Source organism: Candidatus Methylomirabilota bacterium, from assembly GCA_036001065.1.
Taxonomy (GTDB): domain Bacteria; phylum Methylomirabilota; class Methylomirabilia; order Rokubacteriales; family CSP1-6; genus MNEF01.
In genome coordinates, this window is record DASYUQ010000069.1 from 1 (window position 1) to 13,357 (window position 13,357).

Genomic DNA, 13,357 nt, shown 5'->3' on the forward strand with positions numbered 1-13,357 from the left:
CGTGGAGACGGGGATGAGCGTCAGGCCGTCGCCCTCCACCGCCTGGCCGTCGCGGAGATCCTCGATCCCCTCCGGCAGCGCCGGGTCGCGGTGGAGCCTCTTGAAGACACGTACGCCGGGGAAGCGCGCGCGCAGCGCGGCCACGCCGCCCAGGTGATCGTGATGCCGGTGCGTGAGGAGGATGCGTGACGGCCGGCGCCAGCCGCGCTCGGCGAGATACCGCTCCAGGAGCGGCAGGTACTCCGGCACGCCGGCGCCGGTGTCGATCAGAAGCGGGTCGCGACGGCCGACGAGGTAGGTGTTGGTGCCGGGCCCCGTCATCCATCCGGGGTTGAGCCCCAGCACCCGCCCCACCAGCTCGCTGGGCGTCGCTGTCTGCGGGAACGCGGGATCGATCCAGCTCATGGCGCAGTTTCGAGCGCGGGCTTCGCCCGCGCAATCCCTCCTGGGGGGAGGTTTCGGAAGGGGGGCGAAGCCCCCCTCCGAGCTAAACACCGAGATAGCGGTGCTGGATGCCCTCGCTGGCCGCCAGCTCGGCCGACGTCCCCGTCCACACGATACGCCCCTTCTCGAGAATGTAGTGCCGGTCGGCGACGCGGGTGAGCGCGCGCACATTCTTGTCCACGAGGAGGATGGACTGCCCGCTCGCCTTCAGGCGCTCGATGCAGCGCCAGATCTCCACGCGCACCAGCGGGGCCAGCCCCTCGGTGGCCTCGTCGAGGATGAGCAGGCGCGGGTTGGTCATGAGGGCCCGTCCGATGGCGAGCATCTGCTGCTCTCCGCCCGAGAGCGACCCCCCCAGCGCGCGCTGGCGCGCGGCGAGCAGGGGAAAGAGGGCGAACACCCGGTCGACCGTCCAGGGATCGGGGTTGCCGCGGCGGTTGGACGCCGTCGCGACCAGGTTCTCGCGGACCGTGAGGTTCGGGAACACCTGGCGCCCCTCCGGCACGAGCCCGAGGCCGGCCTGGGCCACCCGGTACGGCGGCAGGCCGTGAATGGGACGGCCCTCGAAGCGGATCTCCCCAGCCCGCGGGCGCAGGATGCCCATGATGGAGCGCACGGTCGTGGTCTTGCCCATGCCGTTCCGCCCGAGCAGCGTCGCCACTTCGCCGGGCCGCACGGCGAGGCTCACGCCGAACAGGACCTGGCTGTCGCCGTAGGCCGTCTCCAGGGCGTCGACGGTCAGCATCAGACGAGGGTGTCCTCGCCCAGGTATGCCTGGCGGACCTCGGGGTTCATCCGCACCTCCTCGGGCGGCCCGGTGGCGATGATGCGCCCGTACACCATCACCGAGATGCGGTCGGCGAGCGCGAAGACCGCGTCCATGTCGTGCTCTACCAGCAGGATGGTCTGCCGGCCCTTGAGCGACTGAAGAAACCGGATCATACGCTGGGACTCGTCGAGCCCCATACCGGCGACCGGCTCGTCGAGCAGCAGCAGGCGCGGCCGGGTGGCCAGGGCCATGGCGATCTCGAGCTGGCGCTGCTCGCCGTGGGCGAGGTTGGCGGCCATGACGTCGGCGCGCTCGGCGAGATCGACCGTTCGCAGGATCTCCAGGGCCGGCTCGCGCACGGCCCGCTCGCGCCGGGCCGGCCGCCAGAAGCGGAAGCTCGACCCCGCGTGCGCCTGGACGGCGAGGGCCACGTTGTCGAGCGCGGTGAAGTCTTTGAAGATGCTGGTGATCTGGAAGGACCGGGCGAGGCCCCGCATCGACCGCGCCGGCGCTCCCAGGTGCGTGATGTCCTCACCGACGAAGCGGATCAGGCCGGCGTCGGGCCGGAGATCACCGGAGAGCTGGCTGATGAGCGTCGTCTTGCCGGCGCCGTTGGGGCCGATGACGGCGTGGGTCTCGCCCCCCGCGACGTCCAGGTCCATCCGGTTGGTGGCGATGAGCCCGCCGAAGCTCTTGGTCAGTCCCCGGACCTGCAGCAGGGGCTCATCCACCGGGTGGCGCCTCCTCCGGCACGAGCCCGATCAGCCCCTTCTTGGCGAAGAGCACGACCAGCACCAGCAATGGTCCGAGGATGATCTGCCAGTGTACGGTCCACGCCGACAGCACGTCCTCCAGCAACAGGAAGACGACGGCGCCGAGCACCGGACCCATCAGGGTCCCGATGCCGCCCAGGATCACCATGAACATGATCTCGCCCGAGCGCGTCCAGTGCATGAACTCGGGGGTGAGGTACTCGGTATGGTTGACGAGCAGCGCGCCGGCCAGGCCGCACATCGCCCCGGAGATGACGAAGGCGGTCAGCTTGTAGCGGTAGGGCGAGAATCCGATGGCCCGGGCCCGGGGCTCGTTGGACCGGGCGGCCCGGATGACCATGCCGAAGCGCGCGTTGACCAGCCGCTGGCCCAGGAGCAGAAACAGGAGGAGGATGGCCAGGACCAGGTAGTAGAAGGCGGTCCCGTTCCGGAGGTCGAGCAGGCCGGGGAACTGGCTCCGCACCGCCAGCCGCATGCCGTCGTCCCCGCCGTACTCCTCGATGCTGATGCCGAGGTAATAGAGCATCTGGGTGAAGGCCAGCGTGATCATGATGAAGTACACGCCGCTGGTTCGGATCGAGACGGCCCCGATCGCGAGCGCGACCAGCGCCGAGCCGAGGATCGCCAGCGACCACTGGAGGTAGCCGTTGGCGATGCCGTGGTGAGTGAGGACGCCCACCGCGTAGGCGCCGATCCCGAGGTAGGCGGCGTGCCCGAAGCTGACCATGCCGCCGTAGCCCAGAATCAGGTCCAGGCTCAGGGCGGCGATGGCGAAGATCATGATGCGCCGGAACAGGTCCACGTAGAAGGGCTGGTTGAGGAGCTCGGCCCCCACCGGCACCAGCGCCAGCCCGAGGACGCCGGCGGCGAGCGTGAGCGCCCGCGGCGATCGCGCCATCGCGCTAGCTCATCGGAGGGGGCGGACGTTACGGCCCCCTCCGCGGTCCATAGTCGAGCAGTGGCTGAAGTGATCTTGCGCCATTTGCCGACAGACCGCTAGCTTAGTCGGAGGGGGCCTCGACGGCCCCCTCCGACACCTTCCCCAGGCAGGGTTGCGCCGGCAGAGCCGGCGCTCGAAACGGCAAGCAGTGCTTGCAGTGAGCTAGCGCCTTTCACCGACAGACCGCTAGCGGACCGGGAACAGGCCCTGGGGGCGGACGGCCAGCACGGCGGCCATCAGCATGTAGATCAGCATCGAGGCCAGGGCGGGTCCGGCGGTGTCGGCAGCCGAGGGCGAGAGCACGGTGCTCAGCATCGGCTTCAGAAACGCGCGGCCCAGCGTGTCCACCATGCCCACGATGACCGCGCCGATCACCGCGCCGCGGATCGATCCGATGCCTCCGATGACGATCACCACGAAGACCTGGATCAGGATCTGCTCGCCCATGCCGGGCTGGACGGCGTAGATGGGACCGGCCATGAGCCCGGCCAGGCCGGCCAGCGCGGCGCCGAAGCCGAAGACCACCGTGTAGAGCAGGCGGATGTTGACGCCCAGCGCGGCCACCATGGTCCGGTTGCTGGCGCCGGCCCGGATGAGCATGCCGAGCCGGGTCCGGGTCACCATCAGGTAGAGCAGCGCCGCCACCACCAGGCCGACCAGGATCACCAGGGCGCGGTACACGGGGTAACGCACGCCGGGGAGCACCAGCATGTGCCCGCTCAACCACCCGGGCAGGCTCGTGTAGAGCGCGGCGCGCCCCCAGACGATCGCGACCAGCTCGTTGAAGAACAGGATCAGGCCGAAGGTGGCCAGCACCTGATCGAGGTGGTCCCGCTCGTAGAGCGTCCGGAGGGCAACGACCTCCACCACGATGCCGACCACCAGCGTGGCGGCCAGCGCCAGCGGCACCGCTACCAGGAACGATCCCGTCCACTGGTGGAACCCGGTGGCCAGGTAGGCCCCGACCATATAGAGCGAGCCGTGGGCGAGGTTGACCAGGTTCATGATCCCGAAGACCAGCGTCAGCCCGGCGGCCATCAGGAGCAGCATGACACCGTACTGCAGGCCGTTGAGGGTCTGCTCGAGGACGAGGAGGATCATCGCGCGGGCCCAAAAAAAGGGGGCGCGGTGATCCCGCGCCCCGCCTGCCGCACCGCGGACGCGACTACCACTTCATCCCGCATTCCTGGTGGTAGGCGTCCTTGTGGTTCTCGAACACCGCCTTCTGGGTCTGCATGACGATCTCGCCGTCCGGCGCCTGCACCGCCCGGAGCAGGTAGAAGTTCTGGATCGGGAAGTGGTTCACGTTGTACGCGTACTTGCCGCGAGTCGACTTGTAATCGGCCTTCCGCATGGCGGCGATCATGCCCTTCTTGTTGGCGAGGTCGCCCTTGACCGCCCGCACCGCGGAGTCGATCAACATGATGCCGTCGTAGCTCTGGGCCCCGTAGAACACCGGCATCTTGCCGTACTTCTTCTTGAAGTCGGCCACGTACCTCTGGTTCGCCTCGTTCTTGAGATCCGGGCTCCAGTAGCGGGTCTCGAACTGGCCGAGCGCCGCCTCCTTCACCGCGGGGAGCGAGATCTCGTCCACCGTGTACACCGAGTAGAGCGGGATCTGACCGCGGAGGCCCGACTGCGCGTACTGCTTCAAGAACTGGATGCCCATGTCGCCAGGATAGAAGACGAAGACGATCTTGGGACTCTTGGCCCGGATCTGGCTGATCTCCGCCTGATAGTCCTGCTGGCCGAGCTTGGTGTACACCTCGTCCACGACGCGTCCTTTGAAGTAGCGCTTGAACCCCGAAATCATGTCTTTGCCGGCGGCATAGTTGGGCGCCATGGCGTACACGTCGGTGAGGCCCTGGTCGCTCATGTACTTGCCCATCGCCTCGGGCGTCTGGTCGTTCTGCCAGGAGGTCGTGAAGAAGAACTCGCTGCACATCTTGCCAGCCAGCTCGTGGGGCCCGGCGTTGGTGCCGATCATGAAGGTGCCGGCCTGGGTGACGGTGGGGGCCACGGCCAGCATGACGTTGGACCAGATGATGCCGCTGACGAAGTGAACCTTGTGCTTCTTGAGCATCTCGTCGGCGAGCTGCTTGCCGACATCGGGCTTGCGCTGGTCGTCGCCGTAGATCATCTCGGCGTCGAGCCCGCCCACCTTGCGCCCCAGGTGGTCGAGGGCCAGCTCGACGGAGTTCTTCATGTGCTCGCCGATGATACCGGCCGGCCCCGAGAGCGAGGTGATGAACCCGATCTTCACGGTCTCGGCCGCCAGGGCCTGGCCGACCACCACCAGACCGACGAGGGGGCCGACGAGAAGGGCACGGATGGTTGTGCGCACGACTATCTCCTCTCGCTCCCCGTGCGGGACACGCACGGGGCGTTATAGGACTCGAGGGCGGCGGGATTTTAGCAGAACCGGCCGCGCCAATCCAGCCGCCCGCCCCGCCTAGTGCCGTTCCAACTATTCGCGCCTAGGAAGGCACCGTGTACGTCGTTCGTGGACAGATTTAGTATCAACAAGTTGGAACGGCACTAGAACATGGAGATGACGTAGTTGCCGCTGCCGGAGGACGGCCCGTAGGCGTGCAGCGTGGCCGCGAAGCGCCGGCCGGACTCGAGGAGCGCCCCCAGCATCATCGCCAGGTGCCGCCCGCCCATCTCCGCCTCCACCGTCTCCACGTACTCCGGCAGCCACGCCCGGAGCTTCTCGTACTCGCCGTCGGCCAGCATGCGCGCGAACCGGTGGTCCAGCTCCTGGTCCTCCGGGCTCGGCCACCGCTCGGGACCGCGGACCAGCTTGTGGCTGACGCTGCCGCTGGCGACGAACGCCGCCCGGCGCCGGCGCTCGCGCGCCGCCCGCACGACGTACTGGCCCCACATGAAGCACTCCTCCAGGTCGTTGGCCAGCGTGACCGACACCGGCACCACGGGAATCCGCTGGGTCCGGTCGAGATAACACACGAGCGGCATGACGGTTCCGTAGTCCAACGGGTAGTGCACGTCGTCGGCCAGCGTGCACAGGTGACCGGCCGCCCGGCCGCGGTCGATGATGGCCGCAGCCAGCTCGTAGTCGCCGGGGAAGTCGTACTCGACGCCATGGATCAGCTCGGGGGCCTCCTGCGCCGTCAGGATGCCGCGATGTCGCGGGGTGCCGTCGACGACCGTGGGGAAGGTGGCGACGAGGTGGCAGGAGTTGATGACGACGACGTCGGGCTGGACGCCGGCCAGCTGTCGGCCCTGCTCGACGAGCCCGTCGCGCACGGCCTGGAAGTCGGGGTGCGCGAGCTTGCCGGCGAAGGCCGCCTCGTACGTGCAGTAGCGGGGCGTGTGGACCGTGAGGTAGACCGCGATCAGCTCACCCATGGCTGGCTCCCTCCTTGAGCCGGCGGGCGACCTCCTCGGGGATCGGCCTGGTCCGAAGCCGCCCGCCCGGCGTGTCCGGGCGGCCCACCCAGGCGCGGATCTCGAAGCCGCGCGCGCGGAGAGTGCCCCCCACCGAAATCTCGTGCTCCATCCGAAAGGTCTTCTCCTTCACCCAGGCGACACTGGACCGGATCGACACGACATCGCCGTAGCGCACCGGCACCAGGAAGGTGGCTCCCGACTCCACGATCGGCACCCCGACGATGTCGTACTTGGGGAACAGCTCCGGCCACGGCAGCCCCAGCGACTCGAACATCGCCTCGGTGCCGAGATCGTACCACTCGAAGAAGCGCGGGTAGAAGACGATGCCGGCGGGATCGGACTCGCTCCACCGCACGCGGACGGTGGTCGTGTGGGTCGGCATCAGCGAACGCGCGCGCGGAGGAGGAAGCGCTGGAGCTTGCCGGTGGCCGTGCGCGGGAGCTCCGGGACGACGAAGATCCGACGGGGGCGCTGGTGGGGGGCGAGCTTTTCCTCCGCCAGCCGCGCCAGCGCTCCGGCGAACGCGGCATCCGCCCCCGCCTTGGGTACGACGAACGCGAAGGGCTTGGTGAGCCCGCTCTCGTCCTCGGCGCCCACCACGCCCGCCTCGGCCACGTCGGGATGGGCGAGCAAGGCCGCCTCGACGTCCCCCGGCCCCACCCACATCCCGGCGACCTTGAAGAGGTCGTCTTCCCGCCCGCGATGGTGATAGAAACCCTCGGCGTCGCGGGCGTAGACGTCGCCGGTCCTGAACCACTCACCGACGAACGCGCGCCGCGACTGCTCCGCCCGGTTCCAGTAGAAGGGGCTGGCCGACGGCGTCTTCACATGCAGCACGCCCTCAGCGCCCTCGGCCACCTCGCGGCCGTCGCCGTCCAGGAGCCGGGCTTCGGTGCCGGGCACCGGCGTGCCCGACGAGCCGGCGCGGCTCTCACCTGGTCGATTCGACAGCACCATGAAGATCGTCTCCGTCGCGCCCATGCCCTCGAGGATCTCCAGACCGAAGCGCTCGCGCACCGCCCGGTAGACCTCCTCCGGCAGCCGCTCGCCGGCGGACACCGCGCAACGGAGGGAAGCGAACGTTGCCCGGGGCAGGTCGGAGCGCAGCAGGCGCGCGTAGAAGGTCGGCACCGAGAAGAAGAGCGTCGGGCGGAAGCGGGTCATCGCCGCGGCGACGATCGCCGGGTCCGGCCAGGCCGGATGCAAAAAAGTCTGGCCGCCGACGTAGAGCGGGATCAGCAGCCCGTTGCCGAGGGCATAGGCGAAGAACAGCTTGGAGGTCGCGAAGACGCGGTCCCCCGCCGTCGCCCGGAGGACGTGGAGCCCGTAGTGACGGCACGCCAGCAGGTCGCGGTGCAGATGCACCGCCGCCTTGGCCGCGCCGGTCGTCCCCGAGGTGTAGAGCCAGAAGGCCATGTCGTCGTCGCTCATCGGCTCGGGATCGAGCGCAGGCGCCCCGCCGCGCAGGAGATCCTCCGGCTCGATCACCTTCAGCCGTGGTAGCTCGGCGAGCGCCGGCCGGAGGGGCGCCACGAGCCCGGCGTCGCCGACGAGAACCTTCGCCCGGCTGTCGCGGAGCAGGGCGACCAAGTCGGCGGGGGCCAGACGCGTGTTGAGCGGCACCGCCACGGCGCCGATCCGGAGCGCGCCGAAGAAGGCGGCCGCCCACTCGACGCCGTCGGGCAGCAGCAGCGCCACGCGTTGCTCGGGCTCCACGCCGAGGGCGCGCAGCGCGTTGCCCGTCCGATTGACGGCGGTGAGAAGCTCGCCATACGTGCTCGTCGCGGACGGTGTGACGATTGCGGATCGGTCGCCCTGGCGGGCGGCCAGACGGTCGTCGAGGAAGGCGGTGACGGCGTTGGCCATCGACGTCACCGCCGCCAGCGGCTCGCCTTCCAGTCGAAGTTCTTCCAGAACTGGTCGATGCGGTCGATGATGCCGTGGAACTTGTGGCGGCCGTCGGCGTGCGCCGCCCACAACGCGTCCAGCGACTCGAACTGGGCCAGGTAGCCGAGCCCGTACTCGGCCGGCTCGGCCATGGCCATCTGGCCCGCCCGGAAGCGCCGGTAGCCCTCGCCGGGCGCGATCCAGAAGCCCTCCGACGTTTCCTCGGTGAACAGGCGCGGGGCCTGGTCGGCCGGCAACGGGCAGAGGAAGAAGCGTGCGCTGAAGCGGATCGGACTGGCCGTGGGCGTGATGAAGTGGGAGAGGTAGCGCAGTGGGCGCAGGTCGCAGGACCAGCTTTCCCGCGCGAGCAGCACCGCGAAGGGGGCCTCGTCGTCCATGACCGCCTTGCGCACGCGCTCGATGGCATCGGCGACGCGCGGCTGGCGGGCGTCGATCGGCCGCCCCTGCGCGTCGCAGGCCAGCAGGAGCCCGCTCTCCTCGAGCAGCTCGCGCACCGCCGTCACCCAGTACGCGAGCGCCGGCAGGTCGCCGCCGGGGAAGATCGTCTCGGCGGCCTCGGGGGACAGGCCGTAGCAGCACTCCAGGCTCTGCGGCGAGCCGTCGGAAGGATCCACCTTGCCGCCGGGAAACGCGTAGTAGCCGCCCAGGAACTTCATCCACTTCTGGCGCCGGATCATGTAGACCTCCAGCGGCTCGGGGGCGCCACGCGGCGTCGGCCGGACCAGGAGCACGGAGGCGGCCGGCTTGGGCTCGACCGGCGTCAGGGTAGTCATTTCGGACGCCTATAGAGGGTAGTCATTTCGGACGCCTATAGTAGGAGCCGCCGGCCGCGCCGGGGAGCGGGCAATCTCGAGCGCCGGCTTCGCCGGCGCAATCGAGCCCTGGGGGGAGGCCTCGGAGGGGGCCGTCGCGGCCCCCTCCGATCCTGAGCACGGAGGCGGCCGGCTTGGGCTCGACCGGCGTCGGGGCGCTCATCGCACCGCCAATATAGAGGTCGTTCGCCGCGCCGTGAAGTGGGGGCGTTTCGAGCGCGGGCTTTGCCCGCGCAATCGGAACCTGGGGGGAGGCATCGGAAGGGGGGCGAAGCCCCCCTTCCGAGTCTCGAAGCCCCCCTCCGAGTCTAGAGGTTGATGAGCTGGGCCACCCTCTCGCGGTGATGCGTGGCGTCGCCGAAGGTGAGCTCCGAGGACTTCGCCCGCTTGAAGTAGAGGTGCAGGTCGTGCTCCCAGGTGAAGCCGATGCCGCCGTGGAGCTGGATGCCGGCAGCGGCCACCTTGCGGTACGCGTCGGAGGCATAGGCCTTGGCCATCGAGGTGGCCAGCGCGGCCTCCGGCCCGTTCTCGTCCACCGCCCAGGCGGCGTAGTACGTCAGCGACTTGGCGTTCTCGACGTCCACCAGCATGTCGGCAGCCTTGTGCTTGACGCCCTGATAGGCGCCGATCGGCTTGCCGAAGGCGATGCGGATCTTCGCGTACTCGACGGTCATGTCGAGGACCTTCTGGGCGCCCCCGCACATCTCGGCGCAGAGCGCCACCGTCGCCCGCTCGATCACGCGGCCGAGCGGCGGCCAGCCGCCGTCCTTCGGCCCCAGCAGCGCGGAGGACGGCACCCGCACGTCGTGGAGCGCGACCTCGCAGAGCTTGCGCGTCTGGTCCATGGTGGGCAGCAGCTTGACCTCGAGCCCGGCCGCGCCCTTGGGGACGAGGAAGAGGCTCACGCCCTGCTCGGGCTGCTTGCCCTCCGTCGTCCGGGCCACGACGACGAGCACGTCCGCGAGGTGGGCGTCCAGGACGAAGAGCTTGGTGCCGGACAGCACGAACCCGGCGTCCGCCGGCTTGGCGGCGGCCGTCACGCCCCCGGCGTCCCAGCGCGCGTTCGGCTCCGTCCAGGCCAGGGCCACCCTGGCCTCGCCGGCCGCGACCTTCGGCAGCCATTCCTTCTTCTGCTCGGTCGAGCCGGCCTCGAAGATCGCGAGCCCCCCCAGCAGCACCGTGGACAAGAACGGCCCCGGCATCACCACCCGCCCCATCTCCTCCATCAGGACGGTGAGATCGACGAAGCCGAGCCCGCTCCCGCCGTACTCTTCGGGATAGATCAGGCCCAGCCACCCCTGCTCGGCGAGCTTGGCCCAGAACTCGTCGGTCGTGCCGGCCGGCTCGATCATGCGATCGCGCACGTACGATGACGGGCACTCGTTCTCCAGAAACTTCCGCGCCGTGGCGCGGAGCATCTCTTGCTCTTGGCTGAAGCCGAAGTCCATTGTCCCTACCCCTTCACAGGCTCGCCTCGGGCGCGGTCCGCCTGCGGCTGCCCGGGCGCCCTGCGGCTCGCACGACCTCTACCCCTTGGGCAAGCCGAGGATGCGCTCGCCGATGATGTTCTTCTGGACCTCGGTGGTGCCGCCCTCGATGGAGTTGGCGCGCGAGCGGAGGAAGCTGTACTGCCAGAGGCCGCCCTCCACCGCCCAGTCGGAGCCGCGCGGCAGCTGCGCGTAGGGCCCCTGGATCTCCATGGCGATCTCCTGCAGCCGCTGGTGCGTGTCGACCCAGCCCATCTTGCCGGTGGAGGCCTCGGGCCCCGGGATCTCGCCGCGCAGCAGGCGCGTGATGGCGCGGGCGCCCGTCAGCTTCAGGCACTCGGTGTCGATCCAGAGCTGGGCGATCTTCTGCCGCATGAGCGGGTCCTTGGTGGTCACCCGCCCGTGCTTCTCCATCCGGCGCGCCATCTCGATGAGGCCATCCAGGGCGATGCGCAGCCTGACCTGCAATCCGAAGCCGAGGGCCAGACGCTCGTACATCAGCGTCGTCAGCCCGACTTGCCAGCCGTTGTTGACGCCGCCCAGCACCTGGGACTCGTGCAGGCGGACGTTGTCGAAGAAGACCTCGTTGAACTCGGGGTCGCCGGTGATCTGGCGGAGCGGCTTCACCGTCACGCCCGGCGAGTGCATGTCGAGCAGGAAGTAGGTGATCCCCTTGTGCCGGGGGGCGGCGGGATCGGTGCGGGCCAGCAGCATCATCCAGTCGGCCACGTGGGCCAGCGACGTCCAGACCTTCTGACCGTTGACCACGAAGTGCTCGCCGTCCTTCACCGCCCGCGTCTGCAGCGCCGCCAGGTCCGAGCCGGCGTTGGGCTCGGAATAGCCCTGACACCAGATCTCCTCGCAGGACAGGATCCTGGCCAGGTACCGCTTCTTCTGCGCCTCGCTGCCGTAGGCGACGATCGTCGGCCCCGCCATGCCCACGCCCAGGACATTGAGGATCGGCGGCGCCTTGGCCAGCGCCATCTCCTCGTGGAGGATCATCTCCTCCATGAAGGTCAGGCTGCGGCCCCCGTACTCCTTGGGCCACGTGAGCCCGATGAACCCGGCCTCGTAGAGCTGGCGCTGCCACCGGCGGAGGACGTCGTAGGCCTCGGGGCGGGGGATATCGGAGCTGGCGACCAGACGCTCGGTCCACTCGGGCGGCATGTTGGCCTTGAGCCACGCGCGCACGTGCGTCTGGAACGCTTCTTGTTCAGGGGTCAGCGAGAAATCCAAGTGTCCCTCCCGGAGGGCGCCAGCGACGGACTGAACGGTGATTCATTGTAGGAACGTCATGCAGGCTTCGTCAAGCGCTATACTGGCCCTTCCGTGATTCAAATCCGGCTGCCGCGCTTGAGATCGCGCATCGGCGCGCTCGCGCGCTTCGGCGCGCTGCCGGGGGGCGGCGTCACCCGGCCGGCCTGGAGCCCGCCGCACGAGCAGGCGCGCGCGTGGCTCCTCGCCGAGGTGCGCCAGGCCGGCCTGGAGTCGTGGGTGGATCCGGCCGGGAACGTCTTCGGCGCCCTCGGGGCTCGCGCCTTCGCCCCCGACACCCCGGCGATCCTCACCGGCTCGCACATCGACACCGTGCCGGAGGGCGGCATCCTCGACGGCGCGCTGGGCGTCCTGGCCGGGCTCGAGTGTCTTCAAACGATCCGCGAGGCCGGCGCCCCGCGGCGGCACCCCCTGGCCGTCGCCGCCTGGAGCGACGAGGAAGGGCGGTACGGCAGCCTCTTCGGCTCGCGCGCCTTCTGCGCCACCCTGGACATCGCCCGCATCCCCGAGATGGCCGCCGTGGACGGCGAGCGCCTGCTCGAGGCGATGAGGCGGGCGGGCTTCGACGCCCTTCGCGCCGGCGAGGCCCAGGCGCCGCCGGGATCGGTCGCCGCCTACGTCGAGCTGCACATCGAGCAGGGGCCGCGGCTCGAGGAGGCGGGGATCGCCATCGGCGTCGTCGAGGCCATCGTGGGCGTGCGGCGCTCGCGCGTCGTCTTCACGGGCCAGGCCGACCACGCCGGGACGACGCCCATGGAACGCCGCCGGGACGCGTTCCTGGCGGCCGCCGACTTCGCGCTGCAGGCGCGCGACCTCGTCGTCACGCGGGGCAGCGGCCGCAGCGTCACCAACTTCGGCGTCGTCCACGTCCACCCCGGCGCGTCCAACATCGTGCCGGGACGCGCCGAGCTCGTCCACGAGATGCGCGACCCGGAGCCCGACGTGCTCGACCGGCTCGCGGCCGAGTGTGCCGCGCTGGCCCAACGGGTCGCGCGCGAGCGCCGCATCGAGGTCGAGATCCGGTCGATGTCGGCGACGAGGCCCGCGCGCTGCTCGCCACGCGTGCAGGCCGCCATCGAGGGAGCCTGTGGGACGCTCGGCCTCAAATGGCAACGCCTCTACTCGGCCGCCGGCCACGATGCGCAGAATCTGACGCTGATCACCGAGGCGGGGATGATCTTCATTCCCTCGCAGGGCGGGCGCAGCCACCGCGTGGACGAGATGAGCGACTGGACCGCCATCGAGCACGGCGCCAACGTGCTGCTGCACTCGCTGCTCGCCCTCGCCAACTAGTGCCGTTCCAACTTGTTAGTACTAAATCTGGCCAGGAACGACGCGAGGCGGTTGCGCAAGAAGCGTTTACCCTTCCCCGTCTTCAAGAACCGTTCCCGGCGAACCGCATCATCGCCACTCAGGCCGGCCTCGTAGTACACGAGTACCTGTGGCCGTCGGTAAGCGGTCGCGCGCACCTTTCCGTCAGCGTGCAGCTTGATTCGGGTGCGGAGGTCGTGCGTCGTTCCGGTGTAGAGCCGTTGATC

At 69.6% G+C, this 13,357-nt stretch carries 14 protein-coding genes; 1 reads left to right on the forward strand and 13 read right to left on the reverse strand.

All coding sequences use genetic code 11. The features are described 5' to 3' along the window. The 12 genes from VGV13_05960 to VGV13_06015 form a co-directional block, all read right to left on the reverse strand. The coding region (locus VGV13_05960) for an MBL fold metallo-hydrolase (protein HEV8640626.1) at positions 1-405 on the reverse strand (405 nt) is incomplete at its 3' end. An 82-nt stretch (positions 406-487) separates the two neighbouring features. Next, on the reverse strand, positions 488-1,189 hold the full coding sequence (locus VGV13_05965) for an ABC transporter ATP-binding protein (GenBank protein HEV8640627.1): 702 nt from the start codon (positions 1,187-1,189) through the stop codon (positions 488-490). Next, a complete protein-coding gene (locus VGV13_05970; protein ID HEV8640628.1) occupies positions 1,189-1,944 on the reverse strand; it encodes an ABC transporter ATP-binding protein in 756 nt (251 codons plus the stop codon). Before VGV13_05970 ends, VGV13_05965 begins: the two co-directional genes overlap by 1 nt. Continuing rightward, positions 1,937-2,884, reverse strand: a complete 948-nt coding sequence (locus tag VGV13_05975) for a branched-chain amino acid ABC transporter permease (GenBank protein HEV8640629.1) — start codon at positions 2,882-2,884, stop codon at positions 1,937-1,939. The genes VGV13_05970 and VGV13_05975 overlap by 8 nt, the downstream gene beginning before the upstream one ends. 228 nt (positions 2,885-3,112) lie before the next feature. Next, a complete protein-coding gene (locus VGV13_05980; protein ID HEV8640630.1) occupies positions 3,113-4,024 on the reverse strand; it encodes a branched-chain amino acid ABC transporter permease in 912 nt (303 codons plus the stop codon). A 67-nt stretch (positions 4,025-4,091) separates the two neighbouring features. Beyond that, the gene (locus tag VGV13_05985; protein HEV8640631.1) at positions 4,092-5,270 is read right to left on the reverse strand and encodes an ABC transporter substrate-binding protein; all 1,179 of its coding nucleotides are present in this window, start codon (positions 5,268-5,270) and stop codon (positions 4,092-4,094) included. Between the two features lie 194 nt (positions 5,271-5,464). Further along, positions 5,465-6,295 carry an extradiol ring-cleavage dioxygenase gene (locus tag VGV13_05990; protein ID HEV8640632.1) on the reverse strand — a complete coding sequence of 277 codons (831 nt, stop codon included), beginning with the start codon at positions 6,293-6,295 and terminating at the stop codon, positions 5,465-5,467. Further along, on the reverse strand, positions 6,288-6,719 hold the full coding sequence (locus tag VGV13_05995) for a thioesterase family protein (protein ID HEV8640633.1): 432 nt from the start codon (positions 6,717-6,719) through the stop codon (positions 6,288-6,290). The genes VGV13_05990 and VGV13_05995 overlap by 8 nt, the downstream gene beginning before the upstream one ends. Continuing rightward, positions 6,719-8,203: a benzoate-CoA ligase family protein gene (locus VGV13_06000; protein ID HEV8640634.1), complete on the reverse strand. Its 1,485-nt coding sequence runs from the start codon at positions 8,201-8,203 to the stop codon at positions 6,719-6,721. Before VGV13_06000 ends, VGV13_05995 begins: the two co-directional genes overlap by 1 nt. A 5-nt stretch (positions 8,204-8,208) precedes the next feature. Further along, positions 8,209-9,018: a hypothetical protein gene (locus VGV13_06005; protein ID HEV8640635.1), complete on the reverse strand. Its 810-nt coding sequence runs from the start codon at positions 9,016-9,018 to the stop codon at positions 8,209-8,211. A gap of 347 nt (positions 9,019-9,365) precedes the next feature. Then, a complete protein-coding gene (locus tag VGV13_06010) occupies positions 9,366-10,505 on the reverse strand; it encodes an acyl-CoA dehydrogenase family protein (GenBank protein HEV8640636.1) in 1,140 nt (379 codons plus the stop codon). 78 nt (positions 10,506-10,583) lie between these two features. Continuing rightward, positions 10,584-11,780, reverse strand: a complete 1,197-nt coding sequence (locus tag VGV13_06015; protein HEV8640637.1) for an acyl-CoA dehydrogenase family protein — start codon at positions 11,778-11,780, stop codon at positions 10,584-10,586. Positions 11,781-11,873: 93 nt separating this feature from the next. Between VGV13_06015 and VGV13_06020 the strand changes: the two genes are divergently transcribed. After that, a complete protein-coding gene (locus VGV13_06020; protein ID HEV8640638.1) occupies positions 11,874-13,112 on the forward strand; it encodes a Zn-dependent hydrolase in 1,239 nt (412 codons plus the stop codon). Here the strand turns inward: VGV13_06020 and VGV13_06025 are convergent. Next, the coding region (locus VGV13_06025) for a GIY-YIG nuclease family protein (GenBank protein ID HEV8640639.1) at positions 13,109-13,357 on the reverse strand (249 nt) is incomplete at its 5' end. The genes VGV13_06020 and VGV13_06025 overlap by 4 nt on opposite strands.

What these genes read in the sequence shown, in the direction of transcription:
- VGV13_06010 (HEV8640636.1), bottom strand. Translation starts at nt 10,505, where the DNA reads ATGGACTTCGGCTTCAGCCAAGAGCAAGAGATGCTCCGCGCCACGGCG.
- VGV13_05975 (HEV8640629.1), bottom strand. Translation starts at nt 2,884, where the DNA reads ATGGCGCGATCGCCGCGGGCGCTCACGCTCGCCGCCGGCGTCCTCGGG.
- VGV13_06000 (HEV8640634.1), bottom strand. Translation starts at nt 8,203, where the DNA reads ATGGCCAACGCCGTCACCGCCTTCCTCGACGACCGTCTGGCCGCCCGC.
- VGV13_05965 (HEV8640627.1), bottom strand. Translation starts at nt 1,189, where the DNA reads ATGCTGACCGTCGACGCCCTGGAGACGGCCTACGGCGACAGCCAGGTC.
- VGV13_06005 (HEV8640635.1), bottom strand. Translation starts at nt 9,018, where the DNA reads ATGACTACCCTGACGCCGGTCGAGCCCAAGCCGGCCGCCTCCGTGCTC.
- VGV13_05995 (HEV8640633.1), bottom strand. Translation starts at nt 6,719, where the DNA reads ATGCCGACCCACACGACCACCGTCCGCGTGCGGTGGAGCGAGTCCGAT.
- VGV13_05990 (HEV8640632.1), bottom strand. Translation starts at nt 6,295, where the DNA reads ATGGGTGAGCTGATCGCGGTCTACCTCACGGTCCACACGCCCCGCTAC.